Raw genomic sequence first — 14,262 nt, forward strand, 5'->3', positions numbered from 1 at the left:
CGCCCGACCCCGAAGCCCCGCAAGCCGGGCGACGCCCGGCCGGCGGCCCCCCGCCCCGGCGCCGAGGCTCAGTCGGCTGCGAACCATCCGACCCCGAAGGCCCCGCAGCGGCCCCCGTCCGGCGGGCATGGCAGGCCGTCCGCACCCACACCGGGTCCGCGGCACGGCTCGACCCCCGGCCCCCGTCCCGGCGCCCCGCGTCCGGGCAACAATCCTTTCGCCACATCCCAGGGCATGCCCCGGCCCGGCGGTCGCGGCCGAACGGGCGGGCGGGGCGGAGGGGGGAGCCCGCGTCCGGGTAACAATCCTTTCGCCACATCCCAGGGCATGCCCCGCCCCGGCGGTTCGGGCGGTCCGCGTCCGCAGGGCGGTAGGCCCGCGCCGGGATCCCGCTCCGGTGGCTCCCGGTCCCAGGGCGCCCCGCGTCCGGGCGGGCCCCGCCCCAATCCGGGGATGATGCCCGGCCACTCCTCTGTCGCTCGCCCCGGTGCTCCGGCCCGTGGCGGTCAGGGCGGTCGCGGCGGTCGCTCGGGGACCGGAGGGCGCTCCGGCGGCGGTCCCCGCGGCGGCTTCGGCGGTCCTCGCGGCGGTCGCGGCGGTCGCGGCTCGACTCAGGGAGCTTTCGGACGCGGCGGCGGCGCTCCCCGCGGACGCAAGTCCAAGCGGACCAAGCGTCAGGAGTTCGAGCAGCAGTCCGCTCCGTCGATCGGCGGTGTCGTCGTCCCGCGCGGTGACGGCTCGACCCCCGTCCGCGTGCGCCAGGGCGCGACCCTGACGGACCTGGCCGAGAAGATCAACGCCAATCCGGCCGCGCTGGTCACGGTGCTCTTCCATCTCGGTGAGATGGCGACAGCCACCCAGTCCCTGGACGAGGACACCTTCGCTCTGCTGGGCGCCGAGCTGGGATACAACGTCCAGATCGTCTCGCCCGAGGATGAGGACCGCGAACTGCTGGAGTCCTTCGACATCGACTTGGAGGCCGAGGAGGCCCGGGAGGACGACACCGACCTCGTGCCGCGTCCGCCGGTGGTCACGGTCATGGGGCACGTCGACCACGGTAAGACCAAGCTGCTGGACGCCATCCGCTCCACCGACGTGGCCGCCGCCGAGGCCGGGGGCATCACCCAGTCCATCGGCGCCTACCAGGTGCGCGTGCACCTGAATGACGAGACCCGCCCGATCACCTTCATCGACACCCCCGGTCACGAGGCCTTCACGGCCATGCGGGCCCGCGGCGCCGAGGTCACGGACATCGCGATTCTCGTCGTGGCCGCCGACGACGGGGTCATGCCGCAGACGGTCGAGGCGCTCAATCACGCCCAGGCCGCGCACGTGCCGATCGTGGTGGCCGTCAACAAGATCGACAAGGAGGGCGCCAACCCGGAGAAGATCCGCGGACAGCTCACCGAGTACGGCCTGGTCCCCGAGGAGTACGGCGGCGACACCATGTTCGTCGACATCTCCGCTAAGCAGCGCACCAACATCGACGCCCTCCTCGAGGCCGTTCTGCTGACCGCCGACGCCGCCCTGGACCTGCGCGCCAACCCCGGGAGCGATGCCCGCGGCGTGACCATTGAGGCCAAGCTCGACAGGGGCCGCGGCGCCGTCACCACGGTTTTGGTGGAGCGTGGGACGCTGCGCGTGGGCGATCCGATCGTCGCCGGGAGCGCCTACGGCCGCGTGCGCGCCATGTTCGACGAGCACGGCGGCAACCTGGACGAGGTGCGTCCGGCGCGCCCGGCCCTCGTCCTGGGTCTGACCAGTGTGCCCAGCGCCGGTGACTCCTTCATCGTCGCCCCCGACGACCGCACCGCCCGCCAGATCGCGGATAAGCGTGAGGCCGCCGAGCGGGCCGCTCTTCTGGCCAAGCGCCGCAAGCGCGTGAGCCTTGAGAACCTCTCCGACGTCCTCAAGGAGGGCTCGGTCGACACCCTCAACCTCATCCTCAAGGGCGACAGCTCGGGTGCGGTCGAGGCGCTGGAGGACTCCCTGCTCAAGATCGACGTCGGGGAGGAGGTCGCGCTGCGCGTCATCCACCGCGGGGTGGGTGCGATCACGCAGAACGATGTCAATCTGGCTACGGTCGACTCCGCCGTCATCATCGGCTTCAACGTGCGGCCCGCCGAGCGGGTGGCCGAGCTGGCCGATCGGGAGGGCGTCGACATGAAGTTCTACTCGGTCATCTACAACGCGATCGAGGACGTCGAGGCCGCCATGAGGGGCATGCTCAAGCCCGTCTACGAGGAGGTCGGACTCGGCGCCGCGGAGATCCGGCAGGTCTTCCATTCCTCGAAGTTCGGTTCGATCGCCGGCTCGATCGTCCGTTCCGGGACGATCAGGCGCGGCGTCAAGGCCCGCCTCGTGCGCGACGCAGTGGTGGTCGCCGGTGATCTGACCATCGAGACGCTGCGCCGGGAGAAGGACGATGTCACCGAGGTCCGCGAGGGCTACGAGTGCGGTATCAACCTGGCTCACAGGGACATCGCCGTGGGCGACATCATCGAGACCTGGGAGATGCGCGAGAAACCTCGGGAGTGAGCGCGGACCGCGGGACCCGGCTTCGGACCGGTCGCCCGCGGCCGGCGGATCCGCTGCTGAGCCGGTTGGAACGGCGGGGGTCGCCCACCTCGATGTGAGCGATCTCCGCCGCTCGTCGCGCGTCCCGGTCAGATGCGGGCGTTGACGTCCTGGTATCCGGAGTCCTCGCGGGTGCCGCCCATGCCGTCGCCTACCTCGCGGTAGTCGCGAATGAGGGACACTGAGCGCACCCACTTGACCATCTTGTACCCGTGCCCGGTCTCGCAGCGCAGCCGCAGCGGGGCGCCGAACATGCCCGAGAGGGGCTCGTCGTTGCGGGCCCAGGCGAGCAGGGTGTCGTCCTCCATGGCCATGGCTAGCGGCAGGCAGGTGTAGTAGGGCTCTACGGGTCGACCGTCGTGCATGTGCTGCGCCATGCCGAAGGACTCGAACATGACCCATCCGGCCTCGGGGGCGATGTCGCCGACCTGGCCGAGCAGGTCCCGCACGCGGATTCCGGTCCACTTGGCGATGCCCGTCCACCCCTGCATGCACGTGTGCATGGTGATCTGGGACTGCGTGGCAATCTCGCGAAGCTCGTCCAGGGAGAAGGTCGCGGGCCGGCTGACCATGCCGGAGACCTCGAGGCGGAAGTCACGGAAGTCGTTGGCGGCCAGCTCGTGGTATTCCGGGGACTCCTCCCGGGAGGGCGTGCGTGTGTTGACCCAGTGGAAGGGGGAGATGTCTTTCTCGGTCCACGGCTGCGCGATCGACTGCCTCGAGGCCAGGCGGTCCACAGTGACCCTGCGGATCCACCGGGTCGCATTCCACAGGATGCGCTGACTGCGGCGCAGGTCCGCCAGCGTCCAGTACGATTGCGCCAGCCACAGCGCCACGGCCACGATGATGGTCGCGATGACGGTGACGTAGGCCTGGCCGACGCGATTGGGGTCGTCGTGGCCGAAGACGATGTGGGTGAGGTTGTGCGGCGCGTGCACGATGAAGACGAGGCCCACGTGGACGACGGCGAAGGCGAGGTAGAGGGCCATGCCCAGGAAGTGCAGGGAGCGGGCGACCTGGCGTCCGCCGAACATCTTGGCGTACCAGGGGAAGCGTCCGACGACGGCCGGCGACATAGCGGGACCCGTGATGATCATTAGCGGTGCGGCGATGAAGACGATGGTGAAGTAGCCCAGCTGCTGGAGTGCGTCGTAGGGGGTGAAGTCGCACAGAGAGGGAGCGCGCAGGTGGAGGTAGGTCAGCAGCGAGTCCCAGGCGTCGGGGAGGATCTGCCAGGTGGTGGGCACCAGGCGGCGCCAGGCGCCGGTGGCGAAGAGCAGGACGACGTAGACCAGGCCGTTGAGCATCCAGAAGGAGGTCGCGATCCCGTGCCAGGCGCGGCCCAGGCCGATCTTGGCGCGGCCCGGCAGCGCGATGACGGGGGAGAGGCTGCGCTGGTCGTCGCGCGCGGTGAAGGCCCCCTCCTCCATCGGCACCTTGTCCCGGGTGAAGCGGATCCATTCCGAGCCGGGAGTGCAGTGATCGTTGAGGTAGAAGCGGGGGTGGGAGGCGATGATCTCGATCCCCGAGCGGATGAGCATGCCCATGAATAAGAAGTTGATGAGATGGGTCACGCGCAGCCACAGGGGGAACGTGTTCGTGTCCACGCACTGCTCGGAGAGATCTGCGGCTGAGTGTGCGGCCGCCAGGATGAGGGGATGCATCGGTCACCTTCTGTGCCGTTGATGATGACGGAACGTCATCGATTTTATCCGGTGTGAACGGTGTTATGTGACGGAACGTTCGATCGCTCCCGCGTGCCGCTGGCGATGAACCCGACTGCGGCGCTGCGATAGGCCTGCTGCGGCGGGCTCGGCGACGGCGGACCCCGCGGCGGGCCCGCCGCGGGACGGTGCGCTTTCTGCGACGTCGACGTGGGGTAATTCGCCGGCCCGGCGGGTCGGCGGCGGGTCCGGCTCTCCATTCTTCCGGTAAGATCCGGTCAAATACCGCCCTTCTCCTGCCCCTCCGGCGGGACCCGCCCCGGGGTGTGGCGCGTCACGGCTGGTGGCGTTAGGTTCCAACCGACCTTGACCCGTCCCCGACGTTCTTGAGGGAGAGACCCCATGCCATCGTCCGAGCCGTCCTCAGCCGCCCCGACCGGGGCGGTCAGTGCGAGGCGCGACCGTCTCATAGCCAAGGGCTGGATCCAGGGCGTCGCTCTGGTCATGCTCTTCGGTTTCACCGTGATGGGTCTGCTGGCCTACCGCACCTACACCAACTCCATGCCTCAGCCCGCCAAGGTCGTCACCGCCAACGGCGAGACCCTGTTCACCACGGAGGACATCACCGCGGGCCAGAAGATATTCCAGGCCCGCGGGCTCATGGAGTACGGCTCGATCCTCGGCCACGGGGGCTACCTCGGCCAGGACTTCACCGCCGAGTATCTGCGTATGGAGGTCGACTCCGTGCGCGATCAGTTGGCCGCCGACGGCGTCGCGGACCCCGATACCGCCGCCAGGGACATGCTGCGCACCAACAAGTACGACTCGCGCACCGGCGTGCTGACCTGGACCGATGAGGAGGCCACGGCCTACGACGGGGCGATGGCCTACTACGCCCGGATCTTCGGACCCGAGGCCCATGAGCACGGCCTCAAACCCGACCTCATCACCGACCCGACCGAGATCAAACAGGTCACCGCCTTCATCGGCTGGACCGCCTGGGCCTCCGCAGCCGACCGTCCGGGCCTCGACTACTCCTACACCAATAACTGGCCCCCCGAGCCGCGCGTGGGCAACGCCCCCACCGGCGACCTCATGATCTGGTCGGTGATCTCACTGGCCGTCCTGATCGGCGGCACCGGCATCATGTTCGCCGTCTACGGCCGGTGGAGCCGGCGGATCGGCTGGCACTCCGAGGAGTCCCCCGCCCTGTCCTTCCGTCAGCCCGGCCAGATCGGTCTGACCAAGTCGCAGCGCGTCGTCGCGTGGTTCGTCTTCGTCATCGCCGGGCTCTTCGTCGTCCAAACGCTCGTCGGCTCCCTGGCCGAGCACTACCGCGCCGACGTTCTGTCTTTCTTCGGTTTCGACATGGGCAGGATCCTTCCCTATTCACTGGCGCGCACCTGGCACGTTCAGCTCTCCCTGTTCTGGACCGCTCTGGGCCTGCTGGGAGCGGGTCTGTTCCTCACGCCCTTCATCGCGCGGCGCGAGCCCAGGAGGCAGCACGTCCTGGTGTGGATCCTCTTGATCGCTGCGGCCGCCGTCGTCGTGCTGTCCTGCTTGGCCGAGGCCGCCAGCCAGCACGGTCTGAGCTGGGCCAAGGGCCCCCTGTTCTCTCAGCAGTGGGAGTATCTCGACCTGCCGTTCGTCTTCCAGGTCCTGCTCACGGGGGCCCTGTTCGTGTGGGTCTTCATCATCTGGCGCGCCATGCGCTCGCGCCTGCACAACGAGCACGTCGCCAACATGCCGTGGCTGTTCATGTTCGCCGCCCTGGCGATTCCGGCCTTCTACGCGGTGGGCATGATGGCCCGCACGGGCACCCACGTCACGGTCGCGGAGTTCTGGCGCTTCTGGGTCGTGCACCTGTGGGTCGAGGACTTCCTCGAATTGTTCACGACCGTCATGGTGGCGTACGTCTTCGTGCTGCTCGGCGTGGTGCGGGAGAAGATCGCGCTCGGCGTCATCTTCCTGGACGTCATCCTCTACTCGGCCGGCGGCGTCATCGGCACTATGCACCACCTGTATTTCTCCGGGACCCCGGTGGAGCACATGGCGCTGGGCGCCTTCTTCTCGGCGGCCGAGGTTATCCCGCTGACCTTCCTGACGGTCGAGGCGTGGGCCTTCATGCAGCTGGGAGCCAACCGACAGGGCAAGGAGGCGGGGCCCTTCCCGCACCGGTGGGCCGTCATGTACCTGGTGGCCGTGGGCTTCTGGAACTTCCTGGGCGCCGGCGTCTTCGGCTTCCTGGTCAACCTGCCGATCGTGTCCTACTACGAGATCGGCACGGCCCTGACCGCCAACCACGCGCACGCCTCGATGATGGGCGTCTACGGCTTCATGGCCCTGGGACTGGGCATGTTCGCCTTGCGCTACCTCATTCCCGCCGACAAATGGCCGGACAGGCTCGCCAAGATCTCCTTCTGGAGCCTGAATATCGGCCTGGCCTGGATGTGCTTCGCGACCCTGCTGCCGCTGGGCATCCTCCAGCTGCGCTACTCGGTGGGCACCGGTTACTACGAGGCGCGCCAGCTGACCTACGTCACCGACACGGTCAACCGAATCATCGAGTGGGGGCGCATGCCCGGTGATCTCATCTTCATCCTCGGGGGCGCCCTGCCCTACCTCTACCTCGCCTTCCTCGGGGTCAGGAACTGGCGCAAGGGCCGGACCGTGGAGACCTTCGACGAGGACGCGCTCTACGAGGAGATGCCGACTGCGCCCAAGGCGTGGCGCGGCGAGCGCGCAGCGCTGGACGACTGATGCCGGGACCCGACGTCAACGTCTGGCTCGTCGCCGTCTACGTTCTGGTCATGCTGGCGGTCGCGTGGGCCGTGGACGTCCTCGGCTCGCGCAGCGCCCGGCGCTCGATGAACTGGCGTCACGCCGACTTCGTCTACCACGACGACGTCGACGGCTGGCGCTGTCACGAGGACCAGTGGCTGTGGCCCACGGCCTTCGACCCGGACAAACGCGTCATCCGCTACGAAGGGGCTCACGCCATCTGCGGAAGGTGCCCTTCGAAGGAGACCTGCTCACCCACCCCCGGGCCCCGTGAGATCACTCGTCCGGTGGACCCCTGGCCCTACTCCGAGGCGGGGCGCTTCCACCGCGGCGTGGCCCTGGTGATCGCATGCGTGGGGATCTTCCTGTCGCTGTCCATGATGACCCTCTTCCATGGGCCTGACGACCTGGTGGTCCTGGGCACGACGCTCGCGATCATGGCGGCGGGCACCTATCCGCTGGCCCGCCACCTGTGGAGCACGCCGGACAATGCGCCGGCCGCACTGCCCCACGTCGGCTCCGCCGAGTACGAGGCCGAAGCCGCCCGTCGCGCGGTCGCCGGACCGACGCCGGTGGAGATCGGTGCCGGACCCACGGGCTACCGGTCCGTGCGCGAGGCCGCCGAGGCTATCGCCCGGGCCCGTGCCCGGACCGCCGACCCGATGCGGCCCGCCGGCGCGGCGGTCGCCCCGTCCGACGAGTCGGGGGCCTCGTCGGACGAGGAGCCGGCACTGCGGCGGGTCTCCGCCTTGCGCACGCGCCGCCGCGTTTTCGACGACGGCCCGACGCCGGCCGAGCGGGCCCCCGCGGGAGAGGGTCCCGTGCGCGGGGGAGCCCGCCGCACATGGGCTTCGGCCTGGCGGGACGCCACCCCCGGCACGCGAACCGCTTCAGCACGTTCCGCAAAGGACACACGATGACCATCACCGTCTTCCTCGTCGCGATCATCATCCTCCTGGTGCTCGTGCTCCTGCTGTCCATCAAGCTCATCGGGCAGTATGAGCGCGGCATCGTCTTCCGCCTGGGCCGTCTGCGGCCCGTCTACAAGCCGGGCCCGCATCTGGTGATTCCCCTCCTGGAGCGCATGGAGAGGGTCGACACCCGCGTGGTCACCCTGACCATCCCCCCTCAGGAGGTCATCACCGAGGACAACGTCCCCGCCCGGGTCAACGCCGTCGTGCTGTTCAACGTCGTTGACCCGGTCAAGGCGGTCATGGAGGTGGAGAACTACGCCATCGCCACCTCCCAGATCGCCCAGACGACACTGCGCAGCGTGCTCGGACGGGTCGACCTCGACACCGTTCTGGCGCATCGTGAGGCCCTGAACGCCGACCTGCGCGACATCATCGAGAACCTGACCCAGCCGTGGGGCGTGGATGTGAGCGTCGTGGAGATCAAGGACGTCGAGATCCCCGAGCAGATGCAGCGGGCCATGGCCCGCGGCGCCGAGGCCGAGCGCGAGCGGCGGGCCAAGGTCATCAACGCTCACGGCGAGCTTCAAGCCTCCGAGGAGCTCCGCCAGGCCGCCGACACCCTGTCGAGGTCGCCCGCCTCGCTCCAGCTGCGCTACCTTCAGACGCTGCTCGAGCTCGGGGCCGACCAGAATTCCACGGTCGTCTTCCCCCTGCCCATGGACCTTATCGGTCCGCTCATGGAGCGTTTCGCGTCGACGACGCGCGTCGCGCCCGGAGACGGGGCCCCGACGGCCGGGACCGACCCGGGGGGCGGTGATGGGCGGGGGTCAGGCGCCGCGCCCACTGAGACGGGGGCGGAGGGCGAGCTGGTGCAGGACGTCGGCGATGAAGACGACCACTGCCGCCCACACCAGGATCATTGCGATCCACCGCGCCGTGGAGATCTCCTCGGCGAAGATCGCCCAGGCCAGGAGGAACTGTAGGGTCGGTGCGATGTACTGGCTCAGCCCCACCACGCTCAGCGGCACCCGGGCGGTGCCCGCGGCGAACAGCAGCAGGGGCACGGCGGTGACGGGACCGGCGACCACGAGGAGGACTGCCAGTCCCGGTGAGGCGCTGGGCCCTTGAAGAGCCCCCGCGCCCGCGGCCTGCAGCCGTCCCAGGTAGCCCAGGGCGACGGGCGTCACCACCAGGGTCTCGGTCGTCAGACCCGTGAGCGCGTCCACCCGTCCGCCCAGGTGCTTCTTGACCAGCCCGTAGAAGCCGAAGGTCAGCGCCAGCCCGAGCGATATCCACGGCAGCGAGCCCTGCACCACCACCAGGACCGTCACGGCGGCAGCCGCGAGAACGATGGCCGCGCCCTGGGCCCGGCGCAGTCGCTCGCCCAGGAAGACCGCCGCGAGGGCCACCGTCACGAGCGGGTTGATGAAGTACCCGAGAGCCGCGTCCGCGGTGCGCCCCGTGTTGACGCCGTAGACGTAGATGAGCCAGTTGGCGCTCACCAGCACGCCCGACACAGCGAGCCGGCCGATCAGGGCCGGGGTCGTCACCACGGTGCGCAGCTCGCCCCACCCTCGTCGCGCGGTCATCAGGAGGGCGCAGGTCACCAGTGTCCACACGATGCGGTGGCCGATGACCTCCACCGCCCCGGCGGCCGACAGCAGGTGGAAGTACAGGGGGAAGACTCCCCACAGCAGGTAGCAGCCCAGTACCATGACCATGCCGGATCCCGTGCCGAGGCCGGAGGTCGGCGCCGTCCTCCTGCGGGGCGCCGGCTCCTCCTCGCCGGGCACGGAGGAGCGGTGCGGCGGCAGCAGGGGGGTCATGCGCGGGCTCGTTCCTATCGGGCGGGTGCGCCAATGCTAGCCCCGGCCCCTCGCCGTGCGCACGGGTGCCCGCGTCGGGCGCGCCGTAGCGCGGAGCGGGGCATTCTGTGACAGTGTGCTGTCCGCCCGTCGCCGGCCCGCCCGGCCCGGGCCGTTCTGAGCGAGTGAGGAGGATCCATGGCCGACACCGCCCGCGCCCGCAAGGTCGCCGACCGCATCCACGAGACCGTCGCCCGCCTTCTGCAGGGGCGCATCAAGGACCCGCGTCTGGGTTTCGTCACCATCACCGACGTCCGCGTCACCGGCGACCTGCAGCAGGCGACGGTCTTCTACACGGTCTACGGCACCGAGGAGGAGCGCCGCGACTCCGCCGCCGCCCTGGATTCGGCCAAGGGGCTCATCCGCTCCGCAGTCGGCAGGGCGCTCGGCATCCGCCTGACCCCGTCGCTGACCTTCCGGCTCGACGCCCTGCCCACCCAGGCCCGGACCTTCGAGGACGCCCTGGCTCGGGCGCGCGCCAGGGACGAGGAGATCTCCCGCGCTCATGCCGGCGCCCCTTACGCGGGTGAGGCCGACCCCTACCGGCACGACGAGCCCGACGACGCCGGCGAGGGCGCGGACGCCGACGGGCGGGTCGAATGAGGGCGGGGCTCCCCGACGCGGTGCGCGGCGCCGCGACGGCGCGCGACGGCGTCGTCCTAGTCGACAAGCCGGCGGGGCCCACCAGCCACGACGTCGTCGCCCTCACTCGGCGCCTGGCCGCGACCCGCAGGGTCGGCCACGCCGGCACCCTGGACCCCGCCGCCACCGGCCTGCTCGTCCTGGGGGTCGGCCGGGCCACGCGCCTGCTGACCTATCTCGTCGGCGCGGACAAGACCTACGAGGCGACCGTGCGTCTGGGGCAGGACACGCTCACCGAGGACGCCGAGGGCGAGGTCACCGCTTCCCGGGGATGCCCGGACCCCGAAGCCTGGCCCGGCGGGCACGGCGCTTTCGCCGCGCGCCTGGAGGAGGCGATGGGCTCTCTCACCGGGAGGATCGCGCAGGTGCCCAGCGCCGTGTCCGCCATTAGAGTCGACGGCGTGCGGTCCTATGCGCGCGTGCGCGGGGGCGAGGACGTCGTCCTCCCCGCCCGCAGCGTCACCGTCCACCGCCTGACGCGGCTGGGCGCGCCGGTGGCCGCTCGCGCCGCTGACGGCACCGCGGTCGTGGACCTGCGTCTGCGGGTGTCGTGCTCGTCGGGCACCTACGTGCGCGCACTGGCTCGAGACCTCGGCGCCGCCCTCGCCACCGGGGCCCACCTGACGGCGCTGCGCCGTACGCGCGTGGGCCCCTTCACCATCGACGAGGCCTGCGGGCCGCGGGACATGGTCTCGCAGGTGACGGCGGACGCCGCCGGGCCCGAGCCCGAGGGCCTGAGCACGTTGTCGCCCTCGACGGTGGTCCGGCGCGTCCTGCCCGCGGTCGAGCTCGATCGGGACCAGTCCGCCGCCGTCCGCTACGGGCGGAGTCTGCCGGAGGACGTGCTCGACCGGGCCGTCATGACCCCCGGGGAGCCGATGGGCGCCGTCGCGGCCGGGGAGGGGGCCGGCCCGCACCCCGATGCGGTCGCCGGGTTCGCACCCGATGGGGGCGTCGTGGCACTGTTGACCCGCAAGGGCGGGCGGGCACGCCCCGTCCTGGTGCTCTCGCCCGCCTGAGGGGCGCGGCGGGCGGATCGAGGACGGCGGAGAACCGACCGCGGGGAGACGCGATGAGCCGGATCGGCCGGCTCGTTGACCGGTCCGGGGCGGCCGCAGCGACGGTCGCCGGGCCCGCGCCCGGGTGAGGAAGGCAGGAGGACGACCGTGCAGGTGTGGTACGGATCCGAGCAGGTGCCCGCGAGACTGACGGATCCGCGGGACGCCGGGACGGTCGTCACCGTCGGCATCTTCGACGGAGTGCACCGCGGCCATCAGGCCATCCTGGCCCGCGTCGTCGAGCGGGCCAGGCGGATGGCCCGCCCCGGCGGTGAACGTCCGATGGCGGTGGCGGTCACCTTCGACCCGCATCCGGTACTGGTCCACCGCCCTGAGGCGCACATGCCCATGGTTGCCTCGCTGGCCGACCGCCTCGAGGCTCTGGCCGCCACCGGTCTGGACGCGGTCCTCGTCGTCCACTACACCCTCGACTTCGCCGACCAGGGGCCCGAGGAGTTCGTGCGCACCTGGCTCGAGGGGCTGCTCGCGGCGCGAGCAGTCGTCGTGGGGGAGGACGTGCGCTTCGGACGCGGCAACAGCGGCGATGCCGCACTGCTGGAGCGCATCGGCCGCGCCGACGGCCTCGCAGTGGAGATCGTCGATGACGTGCGCTCGCCGTCGGGTCGCCGCTGGTCATCGACCTGGGTGCGCGAGCTCCTCCAGGCCGGTGATATGCAGGGCGCTGCCGAGGTCCTCGGCCACGTCCACCGCCTGCGCGGCACGGTCGTCCACGGGCGGCGTCGCGGCCGCGAACTGGGGTTCCCCACCGCCAACCTGGACGCGGCCAGCGCGGGCGTGGTCCCGCCCGACGGCGTCTATGCGGGGTGGCTCGTGCGCTCGCCGGGCGCCGCCGCCCTGTCCGGGGCCGCGGGCCGGTCGCCGCGCGAGGAGAGGCTGCCCGCGGCGATCTCCATCGGCACCAACCCCACCTTCGACGATGTGCCCCAGCGCACCGTCGAGGCGCACGTGCTCGGACGGGCCGACCTCGATCTGTACGGCGAGGTCGTGGCCATCGAGCTCGTCGACCTGCTGCGGCCCATGCTCGCCTTCGACGGTCTTCAGCCGCTGCTGGATCAGATGCGTGCTGACGTCGTTGAAACCGCTCGCGTCCTGGGGGTGGGGGCGCCCAGGTCGATCCGACCCGAGGACGTTACGGCCGGCTGAGGAGGGGGCGCCGGGCGGGCCCCGCCGGGCCCGATCTCACCCCTCGCCCGGTCTCACCCTTCCTTGGAGTGGGCGGCGAAGAACTCCCACATGAGTTTGGGGGCGTTGATCTGTGACGTCGTGGCACCCGCGCCCTGGTCGACGGTGGTGCCCGGCCAGGCGTGCCCGCCGTCCTCCATCGTGTAGGCCACGACCTCCGCGCCCTGATCGCAGCTGCTGTGGGTGGTGCGTTCGACGCTCTGGTCGACCTGATCGATCACCGTCTCCTCGCACTGGTCGAGGTCGGCCCAGGCCTGGACGGCGGTGGGGACGTCGTAGCCCCACCGCGGATCGTCATCGCCCCAGTAGGGGGGGCGACGGTGTCGTCCTCTCCGTAGAAGGTCACCACCGACACACCCTGGGCGGAGGCGCAGGTCTTCTCGTCATCGACGACGGAAGGGGCGTCGGCGCTGGCCCGGTCGGCGCGCAGGCCCGCCACCGGGGCGATGACGGTGACGAGGTCCGGACGGGCGCAGGCCAGGGCCGAGGCCATGCGGTCGCCGCCGAAAAACCCGGTGACGTAGACGTGCTGCGGGTCGGCGACGATGAAGCCGGTTTCGTCAGCGTCGGCGACGGCGTCCAGCCCGGAGACTGCAGCCTGGGAGGGGCCGTTCGAGCCCGAGTCGTGCAGGTCCAGCACCAGAGGCAGCGGTGCAAGGGGGTCGGCATGGGGGAGGGGGCCGCCGCGCCCGGGCGCGGCGGCGTGCGCTAGAGCATCGCCGTGGCCACGAGCAGTGAGACGACGATGACGAGGATGAGACCGCTGATGAGTACAAGCCGACGGGGCATGGAGCTCTCCCTTCATCGCCGGGCCCGGCGGCCGCGGCGCGCAGGTGGACGGACGGGTGCTGTTCCGTCGCAGGTCGATCGCGCGGCGGTGCGCGGCGCCGCTTTGGAGACGATCCGAAGTATAGGGTTCCCATGGGGCCTTACAGGAGTTGTGGACGGTCGGGGAGATCGCGGGGAGCACAGGGTTGTGGAGTCCACGGGGCGGGCGATCGCCCGTGTGCCCGAGTCCACGGGTCGGACGACCGGGCGCGGGCCGGTGGCCTGGTATGGTTGCCGCGCCGTCGATCGGCCACGGATGTGTCATGCCCGGGAGAACCAGCCCCGGCGCTCCGTGCAACGAGACCAGGGAGCCGCAGTGTCGATTTCCGCCAAGCGCAAGCAGGAGCTCATCGCCGAGTACGCCACCCATGAGGGCGACACGGGCTCCCCCGAGGTGCAGGTCGCCGTTCTGTCCGAGCGCATCTCCAACCTCACCGAGCACTTCAAGACCCACACGCACGACCACCACTCGCGGCGCGGCCTCTATCTGCTCATCGGCAAGCGTCGTCGCCTCCTCGACTACCTCGTGAAGGAGGACATCGAGCGCTACCGCTCACTGATCGCCCGCCTCGGCATCCGCCGTTGACCGCGCCCTCGGCGCCCGGCCCCGTCACCCGCAGTGGTGACGGGGCCGGGTCGTTCGGAGGGCGACGCGGGCGGGGACGGGACATGACAATCGAGCGGGTGGTTGAACAACCGTTGTCGACAACGATGCCGCCCGGAGGAGCAC

At 70.7% G+C, this 14,262-nt stretch carries 11 protein-coding genes and 1 pseudogene; 8 read left to right on the forward strand and 4 right to left on the reverse strand.

Going from position 1 to position 14,262, the window contains the following annotated elements:
- The coding region (gene infB / locus HMPREF9062_RS06225; RefSeq protein WP_009749224.1) for a translation initiation factor IF-2 at nucleotides 1-2,538 on the forward strand (2,538 nt) is incomplete at its 5' end.
- A 128-nt stretch (nucleotides 2,539-2,666) separates the two neighbouring features.
- Here infB and HMPREF9062_RS06230 read toward each other — a convergent pair.
- On the reverse strand, nucleotides 2,667-4,241 hold the full coding sequence (locus HMPREF9062_RS06230; RefSeq protein ID WP_009749225.1) for a molybdopterin-dependent oxidoreductase: 1,575 nt from the start codon (nucleotides 4,239-4,241) through the stop codon (nucleotides 2,667-2,669).
- A gap of 402 nt (nucleotides 4,242-4,643) precedes the next feature.
- Between HMPREF9062_RS06230 and HMPREF9062_RS06235 the strand changes: the two genes are divergently transcribed.
- The 3 genes and pseudogenes from HMPREF9062_RS06235 to HMPREF9062_RS06245 form a co-directional block, all read left to right on the forward strand.
- A complete protein-coding gene (locus HMPREF9062_RS06235) occupies nucleotides 4,644-7,001 on the forward strand; it encodes a nitric-oxide reductase large subunit (protein WP_009749226.1) in 2,358 nt (785 codons plus the stop codon).
- On the forward strand, nucleotides 7,001-7,942 hold the full coding sequence (locus HMPREF9062_RS06240; RefSeq protein WP_009749227.1) for a hypothetical protein: 942 nt from the start codon (nucleotides 7,001-7,003) through the stop codon (nucleotides 7,940-7,942). Before HMPREF9062_RS06235 ends, HMPREF9062_RS06240 begins: the two co-directional genes overlap by 1 nt.
- Nucleotides 7,939-8,751 (forward strand): annotated as a pseudogene (locus HMPREF9062_RS06245) (slipin family protein); the annotation flags it as partial. The gene HMPREF9062_RS06240 and the pseudogene HMPREF9062_RS06245, both read left to right, overlap by 4 nt.
- 12 nt (nucleotides 8,752-8,763) lie before the next feature.
- On the opposite strand, the gene rarD reads toward HMPREF9062_RS06245, so the two are convergent.
- Complete coding sequence (gene rarD / locus HMPREF9062_RS12505) at nucleotides 8,764-9,762, reverse strand: EamA family transporter RarD (RefSeq protein WP_253270676.1); 999 nt, start codon at nucleotides 9,760-9,762, stop codon at nucleotides 8,764-8,766.
- A gap of 177 nt (nucleotides 9,763-9,939) precedes the next feature.
- Between rarD and rbfA the strand changes: the two genes are divergently transcribed.
- The 3 genes from rbfA to HMPREF9062_RS06265 all read left to right on the forward strand — a co-directional run bounded on the left by rbfA (nucleotide 9,940) and on the right by HMPREF9062_RS06265 (nucleotide 12,665).
- Complete coding sequence (gene rbfA, locus HMPREF9062_RS06255; protein WP_009749230.1) at nucleotides 9,940-10,404, forward strand: 30S ribosome-binding factor RbfA; 465 nt, start codon at nucleotides 9,940-9,942, stop codon at nucleotides 10,402-10,404.
- Nucleotides 10,401-11,462 (forward strand): tRNA pseudouridine(55) synthase TruB, encoded by a 1,062-nt coding sequence (gene truB / locus HMPREF9062_RS06260; protein WP_009749231.1) that lies wholly within the window; start codon nucleotides 10,401-10,403, stop codon nucleotides 11,460-11,462. Before rbfA ends, truB begins: the two co-directional genes overlap by 4 nt.
- A gap of 147 nt (nucleotides 11,463-11,609) precedes the next feature.
- Nucleotides 11,610-12,665: a bifunctional riboflavin kinase/FAD synthetase gene (locus HMPREF9062_RS06265; RefSeq protein WP_009749232.1), complete on the forward strand. Its 1,056-nt coding sequence runs from the start codon at nucleotides 11,610-11,612 to the stop codon at nucleotides 12,663-12,665.
- A 53-nt stretch (nucleotides 12,666-12,718) separates the two neighbouring features.
- On the opposite strand, the gene HMPREF9062_RS13605 is transcribed toward HMPREF9062_RS06265, so the two are convergent.
- Together HMPREF9062_RS13605 and HMPREF9062_RS13610 are read right to left on the reverse strand one after the other, a co-directional pair.
- A complete protein-coding gene (locus HMPREF9062_RS13605; RefSeq protein WP_009749233.1) occupies nucleotides 12,719-12,925 on the reverse strand; it encodes an LpqC protein in 207 nt (68 codons plus the stop codon).
- Nucleotides 12,922-13,344, reverse strand: a complete 423-nt coding sequence (locus tag HMPREF9062_RS13610) for a hypothetical protein (protein WP_009749234.1) — start codon at nucleotides 13,342-13,344, stop codon at nucleotides 12,922-12,924. The genes HMPREF9062_RS13605 and HMPREF9062_RS13610 overlap by 4 nt, the downstream gene beginning before the upstream one ends.
- Nucleotides 13,345-13,848: 504 nt before the next feature.
- Between HMPREF9062_RS13610 and rpsO the strand changes: the two genes are divergently transcribed.
- Entirely contained in the window at nucleotides 13,849-14,118 is a 270-nt protein-coding gene (rpsO, locus tag HMPREF9062_RS06275) for a 30S ribosomal protein S15 (RefSeq protein WP_009749235.1), read from the forward strand.
- Nucleotides 14,119-14,262: the final 144 nt, after the last annotated feature.

This window comes from Actinomyces sp. oral taxon 448 str. F0400 (assembly GCF_000220835.1).
GTDB lineage: Bacteria > Actinomycetota > Actinomycetes > Actinomycetales > Actinomycetaceae > Actinomyces.

Excerpts from the sequence above, each read along its gene's own strand:
- HMPREF9062_RS06230 (WP_009749225.1), bottom strand. The coding sequence starts at position 4,241 with ATGCATCCCCTCATCCTGGCGGCCGCACACTCAGCCGCAGATCTCTCC.
- HMPREF9062_RS06235 (WP_009749226.1), top strand. The coding sequence starts at position 4,644 with ATGCCATCGTCCGAGCCGTCCTCAGCCGCCCCGACCGGGGCGGTCAGT.
- HMPREF9062_RS06240 (WP_009749227.1), top strand. The coding sequence starts at position 7,001 with ATGCCGGGACCCGACGTCAACGTCTGGCTCGTCGCCGTCTACGTTCTG.
- rarD (WP_253270676.1), bottom strand. The coding sequence starts at position 9,762 with ATGACCCCCCTGCTGCCGCCGCACCGCTCCTCCGTGCCCGGCGAGGAG.
- rbfA (WP_009749230.1), top strand. The coding sequence starts at position 9,940 with ATGGCCGACACCGCCCGCGCCCGCAAGGTCGCCGACCGCATCCACGAG.
- truB (WP_009749231.1), top strand. The coding sequence starts at position 10,401 with ATGAGGGCGGGGCTCCCCGACGCGGTGCGCGGCGCCGCGACGGCGCGC.